Origin of the sequence: Bradyrhizobium sp. LTSPM299, assembly GCF_000938235.1 — a bacterium.
Classification (GTDB): Bacteria; Pseudomonadota; Alphaproteobacteria; order Rhizobiales; family Xanthobacteraceae; genus Bradyrhizobium.
In genome coordinates this window covers 20748-35037 of sequence record NZ_JYMU01000034.1, presented here as the reverse complement: position 1 = coordinate 35037, position 14290 = coordinate 20748, and the positions used below count along the sequence as shown (strand labels likewise).

General features: G+C 64.0%; 13 protein-coding genes. 9 read left to right on the top strand and 4 right to left on the bottom strand.

Annotated features, from left to right (window positions below):
• Together UP10_RS18975 and UP10_RS18970 are read right to left on the bottom strand one after the other, a co-directional pair.
• On the bottom strand, positions 1 to 990 hold the full coding sequence (locus tag UP10_RS18975) for a UbiA family prenyltransferase (protein ID WP_044588827.1): 990 nt from the start codon (positions 988 to 990) through the stop codon (positions 1 to 3).
• Positions 991 to 1342: 352 nt separating this feature from the next.
• Positions 1343 to 1546, bottom strand: a complete 204-nt coding sequence (locus UP10_RS18970) for a hypothetical protein (protein WP_044588826.1) — start codon at positions 1544 to 1546, stop codon at positions 1343 to 1345.
• Positions 1547 to 1747: 201 nt separating this feature from the next.
• Here UP10_RS18970 and UP10_RS18965 point away from each other — a divergent pair, with 201 nt between their 5' ends.
• From UP10_RS18965 to UP10_RS18955, 3 genes are all read left to right on the top strand, one after another.
• A complete protein-coding gene (locus UP10_RS18965; RefSeq protein ID WP_044588825.1) occupies positions 1748 to 2761 on the top strand; it encodes a TRAP transporter substrate-binding protein in 1014 nt (337 codons plus the stop codon).
• Positions 2762 to 3235: 474 nt separating this feature from the next.
• Complete coding sequence (locus UP10_RS18960) at positions 3236 to 6118, top strand: autotransporter outer membrane beta-barrel domain-containing protein (RefSeq protein ID WP_245321786.1); 2883 nt, start codon at positions 3236 to 3238, stop codon at positions 6116 to 6118.
• A 125-nt stretch (positions 6119 to 6243) separates the two neighbouring features.
• Complete coding sequence (locus UP10_RS18955) at positions 6244 to 7152, top strand: alpha/beta fold hydrolase (protein WP_082077181.1); 909 nt, start codon at positions 6244 to 6246, stop codon at positions 7150 to 7152.
• Positions 7153 to 7157: 5 nt separating this feature from the next.
• On the opposite strand, the gene UP10_RS18950 is transcribed toward UP10_RS18955, so the two are convergent.
• Both UP10_RS18950 and UP10_RS18945 read right to left on the bottom strand, forming a co-directional pair.
• The gene (locus UP10_RS18950) at positions 7158 to 8453 is read right to left on the bottom strand and encodes a spinster family MFS transporter (protein ID WP_044588823.1); all 1296 of its coding nucleotides are present in this window, start codon (positions 8451 to 8453) and stop codon (positions 7158 to 7160) included.
• A gap of 43 nt (positions 8454 to 8496) precedes the next feature.
• Positions 8497 to 9687, bottom strand: coding sequence for an aromatic ring-hydroxylating dioxygenase subunit alpha (locus tag UP10_RS18945; RefSeq protein WP_044588822.1), 1191 nt, complete (start codon positions 9685 to 9687; stop codon positions 8497 to 8499).
• Positions 9688 to 9818: 131 nt separating this feature from the next.
• On the opposite strand from UP10_RS18945, the gene UP10_RS18940 reads away from it, so the two are divergent.
• From UP10_RS18940 to UP10_RS18915, 6 genes are all read left to right on the top strand, one after another.
• Positions 9819 to 10331: a MarR family winged helix-turn-helix transcriptional regulator gene (locus UP10_RS18940; protein ID WP_044588821.1), complete on the top strand. Its 513-nt coding sequence runs from the start codon at positions 9819 to 9821 to the stop codon at positions 10329 to 10331.
• A 217-nt stretch (positions 10332 to 10548) separates the two neighbouring features.
• Entirely contained in the window at positions 10549 to 10914 is a 366-nt protein-coding gene (locus UP10_RS18935) for an NADH-quinone oxidoreductase subunit A (RefSeq protein WP_044542412.1), read from the top strand.
• Complete coding sequence (locus tag UP10_RS18930; protein ID WP_044588820.1) at positions 10905 to 11495, top strand: NuoB/complex I 20 kDa subunit family protein; 591 nt, start codon at positions 10905 to 10907, stop codon at positions 11493 to 11495. Before UP10_RS18935 ends, UP10_RS18930 begins: the two co-directional genes overlap by 10 nt.
• Positions 11496 to 11507: 12 nt before the next feature.
• On the top strand, positions 11508 to 12125 hold the full coding sequence (locus tag UP10_RS18925; RefSeq protein ID WP_044588819.1) for an NADH-quinone oxidoreductase subunit C: 618 nt from the start codon (positions 11508 to 11510) through the stop codon (positions 12123 to 12125).
• A gap of 2 nt (positions 12126 to 12127) precedes the next feature.
• Entirely contained in the window at positions 12128 to 13324 is a 1197-nt protein-coding gene (locus tag UP10_RS18920) for an NADH-quinone oxidoreductase subunit D (protein ID WP_044588818.1), read from the top strand.
• Positions 13324 to 14283 carry an FkbM family methyltransferase gene (locus UP10_RS18915; RefSeq protein ID WP_044588817.1) on the top strand — a complete coding sequence of 320 codons (960 nt, stop codon included), beginning with the start codon at positions 13324 to 13326 and terminating at the stop codon, positions 14281 to 14283. Before UP10_RS18920 ends, UP10_RS18915 begins: the two co-directional genes overlap by 1 nt.
• The last annotated feature ends 7 nt before the right edge of the window (positions 14284 to 14290 follow it).

Genomic DNA, 14290 nt, shown 5'->3' with positions numbered 1-14290 from the left:
CTAGTGGATCCCGCCGAGACGGATCAGGTCCGAACTGGTCAGGCCGTTCAGCCAGGGCAAATCGACGAAGGTCAGCACGCCGAACAGCGCCATGGTGACGGCGGCGGCGACCAGCATCGCCGGCTGCCGCATCAATTCCTCCGGCCGCGCCGCGGCGGAGTCGGGCGTCAGCGCAAGCCGCATGTAGGAGGCGAACAGCACGATCAGCAGCGGAATGACGACGAGATATTCGATGCGGTACTTCAACAGGAAGATCGCCATCATGAAGGCGAAGCCCTGGGCGTAGACCAGGCAGCTCGTGACCAGGCTCGAATGGGTATAGACGGCGAAGGAGGGGCGGTACGCCGCGAGGTTGGCGGTGCCGCCGGCCTCGACGATGGCGCGATGCTCGGAGACCCGCTTGGCGGCCATCAGGAAGGCGCCGCCGAACCAGTAGGCGAGCAGGATCGAGATCGGCGGCGCGATGCTCGGTACCACGGCGAACCAGCCGAACAGGAAGCGCAGGGGATTGTTGAGGGACTCGACGACGACGTCGATGAAGGCACGGTCCTTGGCGCGGATCGGGCGCACATTGTAGATCACGCCGAACACCGCGAACACGGTCGCGGTGATGGCGAAGGCGTAGCCGAGCCGGTTGGCGGCCAGGATGCCGAGCGCGGTCAGCAGGATATATTGGGCAAAGACGATGGTCGGCGACATCGCGGTCTGCACCGCCGGCCGCGACCGCTTGGTCGGATGCATGGCGTCGAAGGGGGCATCGAGCCATTCGTTGATGGTGTAGTTGGCCGATGACAGCGCCATCGCCACGAACAGGCAGGTGACGAGCCGTTCGGCGAGCGTGGCGACATCGATCGGCCCGGTCTGCGACATGATCATCGCAAAGGCGACGCCGGGGATGATCAGGACGTGCTTGATCCAGTGGTCGGGCCTGGCGATCGCGACGTAGTCGGCGATACCGGCGGTCGGCTGCGCGTGATTGGTGATCGACATTGCGATGCTCCAAATTCCACCTGTGCCGCATCGGGGCGCGTGCGGCGAAAGATGCTTTGGAAGGGCAGCGATCGTGCCGCCGCGGAGTATCGGCCGTCGGTCGGGGCGGAAGGCATGCAACGCAGTTAATGCCGGTAGCGGAGGCGGGGATTGGGTGCGGTTGCCAATCTCGCCTGGCAGGCGATCCGCGTCATCGGCCTGCGCGCGCCCTGGCGTTCCGGCGGATGGCCTCCCGCGGGATGCGCCGGAATGGGACAGATGTTTCATTTCGGTTGACGGCCGAGAGCGGAGCTCCAGGCAACAAAAAAAGCCGCCAGAAGGCGGCCATTTTGTCTGCGGAAGCTGGAAAGTCCTAGCGGACGGTCGAGGTCTCCGAGGACGTGATCGCGACCGGCTTGCCGGCCTTGATGATGTGGGTGGCTTGGGCGGTCTCGGTGAACTCCGTATTGGTCCGGGCCGAAATGCCGAAAGCCGCAACCGCGATGCCAGCCACGAGGGCGACAACCACGATCTTGAGATGGGTCGAACGGTCCGCTGAGTGGATCGAGTGGTTCATGGTCGCCTCCGGGCGTCTATGCGCCGTCTGTTGACGATAGTCGTAAGCCCGATCTGTTTCCGGATCGTTTCGCGGGTTCCCCAAAATGGTTTCATCCCACCGGCGGATCGGTTTCGCGGCGTCTTGCGCGCTACCGCGGCAGGACCGAAACTGGCGCCCAAGCGCGGGACGGCACTCGGGAGAAAAACAATAATGAAAACAATGAAGATGACCCGCAGAACGCTGCTCGGCGTGGGGTCCGGCGCGGTCGCGGCCACGATGTTTGGCAAACAAGCCCTTGCCGCCGCCGAGTTCGATTTCAAGCTCGGCGTTGACACTCCGGAAACCCACCCGCTGACGATCCGCCTCATGGAGGCCGCCAAGGCGGTGGCTGCGCAGTCGTCCGGCCGGGTCAACATCACGGTGTTTCCCAACAGCCAGCTCGGCGGCGACCCCGAAATGCTGTCGCAGGTGCGGGCCGGTGGCATCGAGTTGATGGCGGCGCCGAGCCTGACGCTGTCGATCCTGGTGCCGCTATCGGGCCTGCCGAGCATCGGCTTTGCCTTTCAGTCCTACGACCAGGTCTGGGCCGCGATGGATGGCGGCGTCGGCGATGTCGTGCGCGAGGCGATCGGCAAGACCGGCGTCGTGCCGCTGAAGAAGGTCTGGGACAACGGCTTTCGTCAGATCACCTCGTCGTCGAGCCGGCAGCTCAACAGCGTCGACGATTTCAAGGGTTTTAAAATTCGTGTGCCGGTCACGGCGTTGCTAACCTCGCTGTTCTCCGGCCTCGGCGCGCTGCCGTCGAGCATCAGCTACAACGAGCTCTATTCGGCGCTGCAGACCCACATCGTCGAGGGGCAGGAGAATCCGCTCGCGCAAGTGTCGACCGGCAAGCTCTACGAGGTGCAGAAGTACTGCGCGCTGTCGAACCATTGCTGGAGTGGCTACTGGATCCTCGGCAACCGCCGCGCGATGGCGAGCCTGCCGCCCGATCTGCTCGAACTCATCAATGCGAGCTTTGATGCCGCGGCGCTGAAGGAGCGCGCCGATCTGGTGGAGATGGATCGCTCATTGCAGGCCGAACTGACGGCGAAGGGCATGACCTTCAACACGCCGGACCCCGTGCAGTTTCGCGCGGCGCTGGTGAGGGCCGGCTTCTACACGCAATGGCAAAAGACTTATGGCGCGGATGCGTGGGCGACGCTGGAGAAATATACGGGGAAGCTGACGTGATCGGGTCATGTGGGCACGATATCTGTTGCGCGAAAAACACATTGCCGGGCTTTCGAGTTCATTTTTGCTTTTTGTCATGCGGCAGAGTGTCTCAGAAGCTAAATTGACTTCGCACTGAGGCGTTTGGTCCCGCGCTACGCGCGGCTTGAAATTTGATTGCAATGGGCGTGTACGCTGCGAAACGCTACGAGTACCCAGTGACGGCTTGCCCTAACCCTCGCGCTGGTCGTCACGCTCGGGACCGCCGCGCACGCGCAAACTGGCGGTAAGGGCGGCAGCAACCAGCTCAATAACGTCGATTGCGGCGGTGCCGGTGGTGCGAGTAGCGCGACGACTGTTGGTGGTGCCGGCGGCATTGGCGGGACCGGTTGTAGCAACATCGTCGACGCCGGAGGTGGTGGCGGCGGCGCGGGCACGACCGGTGGTCGCGGCGGCGCAAGTTATGACGGTTCGGCCGGTGGCGCTGGAGGCGTCTTGGGGGTCGATGGCGGCAACGGCGTCGCCGGCGCAAGTGGCGATCAGGGCGGCGGCGGCGGCGCGCATGGTCTCGTGGTCACGACCAATTCGACGCTAACGACAAGCGTCGCAGGCGGCAATGGCGGTGCTGGCGGCAACGGGTTAGGCGATGCCGGCGGCGGTGGCGGCGCCGGCGGTTACGGCGTTGTTGTTAATGGCGCCAATGCCACGGTCAACGCCGCGATGACGGGGGGCAAGGGCGGAGCCGGAGGCACGTCACAAAATCCGTTTGGCGCCAATGGCGGTGATGGCGGTTTTGGGATCGCCGGCGTAGGCCTGTCGACGATCACCAACAACTCTACCATTACCGGCGGCAATGGCGGCGCCGGCGGTACCAACGTTGGCTGTTGCCCGGCACTCGGCGGCAATGGCGCGGCCGGTGTCTCGGTTACCTTCGGCAGCACGCTGGTGAATTCAGCGACGATCATCGGCGGCAATGGTGGCGCCGGCGGCAATACCACCGACATCAATAATACTGCGCCTGGAGGAAATGGCGGCAATGGTGGGGCTGGCGTTACCGGGGCCAATGCGACGATCAGGAATAGCGGGGCGATAACGGGCGGCACGGGCGGTGCGGCGGGGACCGGGATCACCAACGGCTCCGCCGGAACCTCCGGCGTCGGGATTAGCGGAAGCGATCTCACGATCACCAACAGCGGATCGATTTCCGGTACGTCCGGGGCCAACGCCATCACCTTCACCGGCGGCGCCAATTTCCTCAATCTGCAAGGCGGATGGAGCCTCACCGGCAATATCGCGGTCGATGGCAGCAGTAGCCTGTCATTCACGCAAACCGCTTCGGTCGCGTTGTCGAATGTGATCACTGGCACGGGTGGCATCGCCCAGATCGGCACCGGAACGCTGACGCTGTCAGCGAGCAACACCTATAGCGGCGGCACCATCGTCAATGCGGGAACGCTGCAACTGTCTGGCCCCGGCACGCTGGGCGCGACCAGTGGAACGACGACCGTCAATACCGGCGGTACGCTCGACCTCGGCGGCACGACGCAGACGCAGGCGGCGCTGAACCTGGCCGGCGGCACGTTGCAGAACGGTTCACTCAATGCGCCGATTACATCGACCGGCGGCATCATCAGCGGCATCAGCGGTACCGCAAGCCTCAACGTGACCGGTGGCACGACCCTCGTCAGCGGTATCGACACCTTTACCGGCGGCACGACGGTGACGAATGCGACACTGACAGTGAACGGCTCGCTCAGCGATCCGACCATCGGCGCCGGCGGCCTCCTCAATGGCACCGGCTCGGTCGGCGCCACCACGATCCAGAGCGGCGGCACATTCGCGCCGGGCTCCGGCGCTCCCGGCACGTCGATGACGGTGAATGGCAATCTGGCGCTTCAGTCCGGCTCGACCTATCAGGTCGCCGTCAATCCCTCGACAGCCTCTTTTGTGAATGTCACGGGCAAGGCGACGCTCAGCGGCGCCACCGTCAATGCGGCGTTCGCCAGCGGCAGTTATATCTCGAAGCAATATACGATCCTGACCGCCGGCAGCGTCAGCGGCAGCTTCGGCACGCTCACCAACGCCAACCTGCCGTCAAACTTCACCGACACGCTGAGCTACGACAAGACCCACGCCTATCTCAATCTGATGCTGAATTTCACTCCGCCTTCGGGCCCGACGGCGCCGAGCTTTGGCGGAGGTCTGAACCTCAACCAGCAGGCCGTCGCGAACACGCTGGTCAATTTCTTCAACACGACCGGCGGCATCCCGATGGCCTTCGGCGCGCTCACCCCGGCGGGCCTGACACAGGCCTCGGGCGAGTTGGCGACCGGCTCGCAGCAGACTACCTTCGATGCCATGAACCTGTTCATGGGGCTTCTGACCGATCCGTTCATGAACCGCATCGGCGGAGTTGATGCGATGCCGGGTGCATCAAGCTTTGCGGAGGAGGGCGATGCAAGCGCGTATGCCGCAACCAAGAAGACCGACGCGTTCGCGATGTTCACCAAGGCGCCGCCGGCGCCGTTCGTGCAACGCTGGAGCGTCTGGGCGGCGGGCTTTGGCGGCTCGCAGTCGACCAGTGGCAATGCCATTGTCGGATCGAACGACACAACAAGCAGCGTTTACGGCACCGCTGTTGGAGCCGACTTGCTGTTCTCGCCTGATACCATCGCGGGCTTCGCACTGGCCGGCGGCGGCACCAGCTTCTCCGTCGCGGGCAGCGGTAGCGGTCGTTCCGATCTGTTCCAGGCCGGCGTCCATATCCGCCACACCGAAGGACCGGCCTATATCTCCGCCTCGCTCGCCTATGGTTGGCAGGACATCACCACCAACCGCACCGTCACGGCCGCCGGCATCGACCAGCTCCGCGCCGAGTTCAATGCCAACGCGTATTCGGGCCGGGTTGAAGGCGGCTATCGTTTTGTCGCGCCGTGGACCGGCGTCGGCATCACGCCTTACGCTGCGGGCCAGTTCACGACCTTCGATCTGCCTGGTTATGCCGAACAGGTGGTTTCAGGCTTGCCGACCTTTGCGCTTGGCTATGCCGGCAAGAGCGTGACCGACGCGCGCAGCGAGCTCGGCGTCCGCACCGACAAGTCCTTCCTCGTACAGGACGGCATCCTGACGCTGCGAACGCGCTTCGCCTGGGCGCACGACTATGATCCCAACCGCTCGATTGCCGCGACCTTCCAGGCGCTGCCCGGCGCAAGTTTTGTTGTCAACGGCGCTGCGCAGGCTAGCGACTCCGCGCTGACCACGGCGTCGATCGAGATGAAATGGCGGAGCGGCTGGTCGGCGGCGGCGACGTTCGAGGGCGAGTTCTCCGCCGTCACCTCAAGCTACGCCGGCAAAGGCGTGGTGCGGTATCAGTGGTGAAACCACTCCGTCACGCATCGTGCGCGTGATTACCTGACGCGTAATCGCGCGCACGATCTCCCTTTGCGATGATCGAATTGTCGGCAGCGACGACGTTGCCGATCGATCCGCAAGGGAGATCTGAAATGAATCGTCGAACAGTCCTCGAAGCTACTCTGGCTGGCACCGCCTTGGCGGCAGCTTCGGTCGCGAGCGCGCAACCGGCGACGGCGCAACAGACGGGACGGCCGCTCTATGCGACCGCCAAGGACGGCACAAAACTCTTTGTGCAGGATTGGGGCTCCGGTCGGCCGGTGCTCTTCCTCGCCGCCTGGACCTTCAATTCCAGCGCCTGGGGCAGCCATATCGTCGCGCTCAACGCGAAGGGTTATCGCTGCGTCGCGCCCGACCGGCGCGGACACGGCCGATCCGACATGCCGGCGACCGGATACGATCTCGATACGCTGACCGCGGATGTGGCTGCCGTGATCGAACAGCGCGATTTGCGCGATGTCACGCTGGTGGCGCACTCGATGGGCTCGATCGAGGCGGTGAACTATCTCGCGCGTCACGGATCGGACCGCATCGCGCGGCTGGTGCTGGTGGCGCCGACGACGCCGTTCCTGGTCCAGACCGAGGACAATCCGGACGCGGTTCCGAAGCCGATGATCGACGCTCAGAACGCGGCCATCGCCCAGGACTTTCCAAAATGGATGGCCGCGAACGAAGCACCGTTCTTCATGCCTGACACGCCTGACATCACGCGGTCCTGGATCAGGGAGATGATGCTGAGCGTGCCGCTGCCGGTGGCGCTGGCCTGCCGCAAGACGATCTCCTTCGCCGATCTACGGGCAGCCGCCGCCGGGATCGATCGTACGACCTTGATCGTCCACGGCGACAAGGACGCCAGCGCGCCGTTGCCGCTCACGGGAGCCAAAACGGCCAAGCTGATCAAGGGCAGCAAACTGAACGTCTATGAGGGCGCGCCACATGCGCTTCCGCTGACGCACAGCGAGCGTCTTGTGTCCGATATTCTGGCCTTCATGACGAGTTAAGGCCGCTACCGACTTGCGCGTTGGATATCCGATCGGATCCAGCGCGCCGCCCAGACGAACAGGAGCGCGCCGAGCGTGGTCGTGACCGCGGCTGACAGCAGCGAGTAACGCACCGCATCGGCGCCGTAGGCGCCCTTCAGCGCGTCGTTGATCATGCCGACGGCGAGTGGGCCGACACCCTGGCCGAAGCAGGTTGCCGTGAGCAGCACGATCGCCGAGGCCAGCGCGCGCATGCTGGGCTTTGCCACCGTCTGGGCGATCGCGAAGATCGGGCCGAGATGGAAGCCGACCAGGAACGAGGTCAGTGCCAGCATCGCGACCATCAGCGTGAAGCTTTGCGTCAGCATGCACAGCGCAAACACCGGACCGGCGAGGCCCGACATGATCGCGGGCGCCCATAATTTCCAGCGGTCGTCGCGGCGGCTGATCTGCGCCACCACGAGGCCGCCGACCAGCGTGCCCGCCATGCCGGCGAGGCCCTTGAAGGTGCCGGCATAGCTGCCGATCTCGGCGCTCGAGAGATGATGGATGCGCGCCAGGAACGGCGGGATCCAAACTGCTGTCGCGTAATTCGTATAGGTCGTCAGGCAGAAGCCGATCAGCACGATGACGAAGCTCGGCTGGAGGCTAAGGAAGCGCAGCGTCGGCCCGATCGGCTCGGGCTTGAAGGTCTCGGCCATCGCGCCGCGCTTCGGCTCGGAGATCGTCAGCCACAGCACCGCGGCGAGCGCGAGGCCGGGGAGGCCTGCGGCGAAGAACGCCGTGCGCCAGCCATAGTGCTGGTTGACATAGCCGCCGATGAAATAGCCGAGGAAGACGCCGAGATAGGTGCCGATCGCGTAGATGCCGAGCGCGCGCGGACGTTCGTTCTTGTCGAAGAGATCGGCGATAATCGATTGCGACGCCGGCGTTCCCGCTGATTCCCCGATGCCGACACCGATCCGCGCCAGCGCCAGCGTGGTGACGCTGGAGGCCATGCCGCAGAAATATGTCATCGCACTCCAGAACGCGAAAGCGCATGCGACGATGTTGCGCCGGTTGAGGCGGTCGGCCATCCGCGCGATGGGAATGCCGAGCAGCGAATAGAACAGCACGAAGCCGAAGCCCGCGAGAAGGCCCATCGTGGTGTCGCTGAGCGTGAATTCCTTTTTGATCGGCTCGATCAGGACGTTGAAGATGGTGCGGTCGAGGAAGTTGAGGGCGTAGATGATCGTGAGCAGGGCCAGCACGTAATAGCGCCGGGTCGAAGGCCCTGCGTCGGCTTGCGATGGCACGGCTGCTTGCGGCGCGAGATCGACCATGGTTTTCCCCCGACGTTTTCTTTTCTTTGATCGAGCGCGGGCTTTACGCCTCGCGGATATAATTCCCCGCCTCGAATTCGACCGGCTTCGCGTCAGCCTCGAACGAGATACCGATCGGGTCGCCGCCGCCGGCGAGCACCTCCAGCTGATCGCTGAGCATGCGGCGGACCATCAGGATGCCGCGGTCGCTCTGGCCGAAATGCTCTTCAGAATGAACCGTCACCGCGCCCTGGCCGACCTGCGCCTCGTAGTCGCCGGGGAATTGCTGGTGCTCGGTCTCCGTCATGTCCCACCAGAACTTGCCGTTGAATTTCGAGCGCATCCGGCCGATGTCGCCGGTATTCTTGACGCGGCCAGCGACATAGATGCGGAACGAGGTGTCGTCGATCGGCAGGGTCCAGCCGATCGATTCCACGCGCGCGAACTGGGCGACGCGCGGGTTCGGCACCACGCGGAGCGTGGGGAGGGCGGCCTCGGTGACCCGGTAAAACACCTTGCCGTCGTCCTGCTTGCGGATCGAGCGCACTGCGACGCCGCGCGGCGACATCTCGAATTTCACCTCGGGCATCGAGGCCATCATGTTGGTGAACTGGGGCCCGGAGAACGAGCCGTGCAGCACCGGCACGTGGTAGGGATCGGCCACGTTCTCGAAATGCTGCAGCCAGTTGCAGGGGATCACGGCGGGTCCGCCGCCACCGATCGAGGAATCGTCGGCCTCGACGAATTCGCCGTCATCCATCGTCTCGAGGCATTCGTAGCGCGGCAGCACCGGCTTTTTTCCGGCCGGCCCCATATAGGCGAAGATCAGGCCGTAGCGCTCCTGCACCGGATACCAGGGCTGGCGGACCTTGTCCTTGAACAGGCCGCCCTCGCGCTCGCAGGGCTGCTCGAGGCAGTGGCCCTCGGTGTCGAATTTCCAGCCGTGATAGCAGCAGCGGATGCCGTCTTCCTCGACCTTGCCATAATAGAGCGTGGTGCCGCGGTGGCAGCAGCGGGCATGCAGCAGGCCGATGCGGCCATGCCGGTCGCGAAACAAAATCAGGTCCTCGCCGAGCGCGCGCACTTTCCTGGGGATATCGGTGGCGTCGCTTGAGAGACCGATCGGGTGCCAGTAGCGGCGCAGCAGCTCGCCCATCGGCGTGCCCCTGATAACCGAGGTCAGTTCGGTCCGGGTGGCGGATGGCTTCATGGCATAGGCGGTGCCGAGATCGCGATCCCGTTGCGTGACGGTCATGTTTGTTTCCTCCCGCCGCGGCCTGTGGCCTGCGGTCGTCTTGTATCGACCAAGTCAACGATAGATCGATGACAATGTCAACGATCTCGGATAGCTTGGCAGCACGCTGGTTTGTTGGCAGAGATTGGCTGATGACCGAGAAGCTGAAGACCACGCGGGTCGTGTCGCCGGAGACCGTCGATGCCGAGCTGGCGCCGATCACCGCGATGATGTCCTCGCGCCTGATGGTGCTGGCGAACCTGCTCAAGCGCGGCGCGATCCTCCGCTACAAGCGCCTGGCTGGCTTGTCGTCGGTCGAGTTCGGGCTGGTCGCCTCGCTCGGCCGGCGACCGCCGATGAGCGTGGTGCGGCTGGCGGAAGCCGTCGGCATGGACAAGGGCCAGATCAGCCGGGCGCTCGCCGAACTGGTGGCGCGCAGACTGGTGGCCAAGGCGGTCAACCCGCTGGACAACCGGGAAACGCTGGTCTCTCTGACCAGGGCCGGGCTCGCCGCACATGACGCTATTGTGGCGGGGGCGCAGGATCGCAACCGTCGTCTGCTGGAACAGTTGAACCCGCATGACATGGAGCTGCTGCTCGGCCATATCGACCGCCTGACTGCGACCGCCGCCGAGATGCTCGCCGCCGAAAGGGATCTGTCCTGATCGTTCGCCCGGAAACCGGGTGCCTAACGACTGTCGCCGTGTCGCGCGATGGAGGCTGGCATCTCCTGCCGTGGGGGCAGATTTTGACAAGACGGAGCCTTGCAGAGCGTCAAAATAGCTTGTCTTGCGCGCTCTGTTGCGCTGCGCTAAGCCTCAAGAACAATTCCAATCAACGAATCTGCGGCGGCTCCGAAACCGCAACAAGAAGGCCTCGCCGATGCCCGGCATCCTGCAGAATTACCTCCCACTTGTGGTTTTTATCGGGGTCGCGGGCCTGATCGGTCTGGCGCTCCTGATCGCGCCGTTCCTGGTCGCGTTCCAGTCGCCGGACCCGGAAAAGATGTCCGCCTATGAATGCGGATTCAACGCTTTCGACGACGCCCGCATGAAGTTCGACGTCCGCTTCTATCTGGTCGCGATCCTCTTCATCATCTTCGACCTCGAAGTGGCGTTCCTGTTTCCCTGGGCCGTGGCGTTCGGAAAGCTTGGTGCGACCGGGTTCTGGTCGATGATGGTGTTCCTGGCCGTGCTGACGGTCGGGTTTGCTTATGAATGGAAGAAAGGCGCGCTCGAATGGGATTGAGCCCCACCGTCGCATCCCCGCAGCCGGCGATAGCGCAGGCGCCGAAAGGCATCCTCGATCCGTCGACCGGTAAGCCGGTTGGCGCCAACGATCCTTATTTCCTCGAGGTCAATCACGAGCTGTCCGACAAGGGCTTCTTCGTCGCCGCGGCCGACGATCTCATCAACTGGGCCCGCACCGGCTCGCTGATGTGGATGACCTTCGGTCTCGCCTGCTGCGCGGTCGAGATGATGCAGGTGTCGATGCCGCGCTACGACGTCGAGCGCTTCGGTTTCGCGCCGCGAGCCTCGCCGCGGCAGTCCGACGTGATGATCGTCGCGGGCACGCTGACCAACAAGATGGCGCCGGCGCTGCGCAAGGTCTACGACCAGATGCCCGAGCCACGCTACGTCATCTCGATGGGCTCCTGCGCCAATGGCGGCGGCTACTATCACTACTCCTACGCAGTGGTGCGTGGCTGCGACCGCATCGTGCCGGTCGACATCTATGTGCCGGGCTGCCCGCCCACGGCGGAAGCGCTGCTCTACGGCGTGCTGCTGCTGCAGAAGAAGATCCGCCGCATCGGCACCATCGAACGCTAAGGTTTCTACGTCATGGACGACGGCAAGCTCGACGCCCTTGGGCAGACGATCGTGAGCGCGCTTCCGGGTGCCGCCACCGCGCATTCGGTCGCCTTCAACCAACTCATTGTCGACGTCGAGGTCGGCAAGATTGTGGAGATCGTCACCTTCCTGCGTGACGACCCGAACTGCCGCTTCATCAACATCACCGACGTCACCGCAGTCGACTATCCCGGCCGCGATAAGCGCTTCGACGTCGTCTATCATTTCATGTCGCCGGTGCTGAACACGCGGATTCGGCTGCGCGCCGTGGCCGACGAGACCACCCAGGTGCCGTCGATCATCGGCGTTTTCCCGGGCGCCGACTGGTTCGAGCGCGAGACCTACGACCTCTACGGCGTCATCTTCATCGGCCATCCGGACATGCGGCGGCTGCTGACCGATTACGGCTTCGACGGCCACCCGCTGCGCAAGGATTTCCCGCTCACCGGCTTCGTCGAGGTCCGCTACGACGACCAGGAGAAGCGGGTGCTGTACGAGCCTGTCAGGCTCAACCAGGAATTCCGCAAGTTCGATTTCCTCTCGCCCTGGGAGGGAGCTGATTATCCGCTCCCTGGCGATGAGAAGGCGAAGGCAGAGCCGAAGGCCTGATCATGAACGAGCAACCGCAAAATCTTCGTAACTTCACGATCAACTTTGGACCGCAGCATCCGGCCGCGCACGGTGTGTTGCGTCTCGTGCTGGAGCTGGACGGCGAAGTCGTTGAGCGCGTCGATCCTCACATTGGGCTCTTGCACCGCGGCACCGAGAAGCTGATCGAGCACAAGACCTATCTGCAGGCGATTCCGTATTTCGACCGGCTCGACTATGTCGCACCGATGAACCAGGAGCATGCGTTCTGCCTCGCCGCGGAAAAGCTGCTCGGCATCACGGTGCCGCGCCGCGGCCAGTTGATCCGCGTGCTGTATTGCGAGATCGGCCGCATCCTCTCGCATCTGCTCAACGTCACCACGCAGGCGATGGACGTCGGCGCGCTGACCCCGCCGCTGTGGGGTTTTGAAGAGCGCGAGAAGCTGATGGTGTTCTACGAGCGCGCGTCCGGCTCGCGGATGCACGCAGCGTTCTTCCGCGTCGGCGGCGTGCATCAGGATCTGCCGCCGAAGCTGATCGACGACATCGCGGCGTGGTGCGATCCGTTCCTGCAGGTCGTCAAAGACCTCGACACGCTGCTCACCGGCAACCGCATCTTCAAGCAGCGCAACGTCGACATCGGCGTGGTGCCGCTGAAGGAAGCCTGGGCGTGGGGTTTCTCCGGCGTGATGGTGCGAGGTTCGGGCGCGGCCTGGGACCTGCGCAAGTCGCAGCCCTATGAATGCTATGACGAGATGGAGTTCGACGTTCCGATCGGCAAGAACGGCGACTGTTACGACCGCTATCTGATCCGGATGGAAGAAATGCGCCAGTCGGTGCGCATCATGAAGCAGTGCATCCAGAAACTGAAGGCAGCAGACGGGCAGGGGCCGGTCGTGGTCGAGGATGCCAAGGTAGCGCCGCCGCGCCGCGGCGACATGAAGCGCTCGATGGAAGCACTGATCCATCACTTCAAGCTCTACACCGAAGGCGTGCACGTGCCGGCCGGCGAGGTCTATGCCGCGGTCGAGGCGCCGAAGGGCGAGTTCGGCGTCTATCTCGTCGCCGACGGCACCAACAAGCCCTATAAGTGCAAGATCCGCGCGCCGGGCTTTGCCCATCTGCAGGCGATGGATCACATCTGCAAGGGCCATCTGCTCGCCGACGTCTCGGCTATTCTCGGCTCGCTCGACATCGTGTTCGGAGAGGTCGACCGCTGATGGCGCAGCCGCCGATCCAGTTTGACCGTGCCTCGGGGGCCCTGGAAGGGGCCAACGCCTGGGAGCGGACGGCTGCGTTGGCGTTGTCGACAGGCGCGAAGATATCCTCGCACTTTTCGCACAAGGGGTACATCGCCTGCGCCAATTTGCTGCGCAAGGCGCTGCCGGAGCGCGACATCGCGGTGAAGCTCAACGAAGATGCCGTGTTCGAGTTTCCCTATGGCGACGGCTACTGGAGCAAGCTGCTCGATCTCGGTTACACCTATGAGGACGAGCTCGAGCTGCTGTTCGAGGACTCCGCCGGCGTCGACTACACGCTGCTCGATTGCGGCGCCAATTACGGCTACTGGTCGGTGCTGGCTTCGAGCAAGCCGTTCGGCGCGCACAAGGCGATCGCGATCGAGCCGTCGGGGCAGAACTATCCGAAGCTCGCCAACAATGCCCGCGTCAACGGCAACCGCTTCGAGACCATGAAGTGCGCGATCGGTGCCAGCAGGGGCACCGCGCGGCTGTCGGGCACCAAGCACGAGGCCTTCAGCATCGCCGGCGACCAGACCAGCGGTGAGGAAGTGCCTGTCGTCGCGCTCGACAATCTGATCGAGGACGGCAAGGTCGCGGCGTCAGGCAAATACCTGGTCAAGCTCGACGTCGAAGGCGTCGAGATCGAGGCCATGAAGGGCGGCCGGCGGCTGATGGAGGCCGACAGCGTGCTGCTTTGCGAGGAGCATGGCAACGATCGCGCGCACACCGTGTCGCGCTACATCCTCGAACAGACGCCCCTGAAGCTGATCGTCTACGATCCCAGTACCAATCGCCTTGAGACCGTGAACGAGCTCTCGACGCTCGATCGCATCAAGGTTTCCAGCAATATCGGCTACAACGTGTTCGGCACCGCAAGCGCCTTCTGGCAAGACCGGATCGATGCGTTGAATGCGAAAGCCGCACGCCGCGTGCAATGAGAGACTG

Excerpts from the sequence above, each read along its gene's own strand:
- UP10_RS18975 (WP_044588827.1), bottom strand. The coding sequence starts at position 990 with ATGTCGATCACCAATCACGCGCAGCCGACCGCCGGTATCGCCGACTAC.
- UP10_RS18970 (WP_044588826.1), bottom strand. The coding sequence starts at position 1,546 with ATGAACCACTCGATCCACTCAGCGGACCGTTCGACCCATCTCAAGATC.
- UP10_RS18965 (WP_044588825.1), top strand. The coding sequence starts at position 1,748 with ATGAAGATGACCCGCAGAACGCTGCTCGGCGTGGGGTCCGGCGCGGTC.
- UP10_RS18955 (WP_082077181.1), top strand. The coding sequence starts at position 6,244 with ATGAATCGTCGAACAGTCCTCGAAGCTACTCTGGCTGGCACCGCCTTG.
- UP10_RS18950 (WP_044588823.1), bottom strand. The coding sequence starts at position 8,453 with ATGGTCGATCTCGCGCCGCAAGCAGCCGTGCCATCGCAAGCCGACGCA.
- UP10_RS18945 (WP_044588822.1), bottom strand. The coding sequence starts at position 9,687 with ATGACCGTCACGCAACGGGATCGCGATCTCGGCACCGCCTATGCCATG.
- UP10_RS18940 (WP_044588821.1), top strand. The coding sequence starts at position 9,819 with ATGACCGAGAAGCTGAAGACCACGCGGGTCGTGTCGCCGGAGACCGTC.
- UP10_RS18935 (WP_044542412.1), top strand. The coding sequence starts at position 10,549 with ATGCCCGGCATCCTGCAGAATTACCTCCCACTTGTGGTTTTTATCGGG.
- UP10_RS18930 (WP_044588820.1), top strand. The coding sequence starts at position 10,905 with ATGGGATTGAGCCCCACCGTCGCATCCCCGCAGCCGGCGATAGCGCAG.
- UP10_RS18925 (WP_044588819.1), top strand. The coding sequence starts at position 11,508 with ATGGACGACGGCAAGCTCGACGCCCTTGGGCAGACGATCGTGAGCGCG.
- UP10_RS18920 (WP_044588818.1), top strand. The coding sequence starts at position 12,128 with ATGAACGAGCAACCGCAAAATCTTCGTAACTTCACGATCAACTTTGGA.
- UP10_RS18915 (WP_044588817.1), top strand. The coding sequence starts at position 13,324 with ATGGCGCAGCCGCCGATCCAGTTTGACCGTGCCTCGGGGGCCCTGGAA.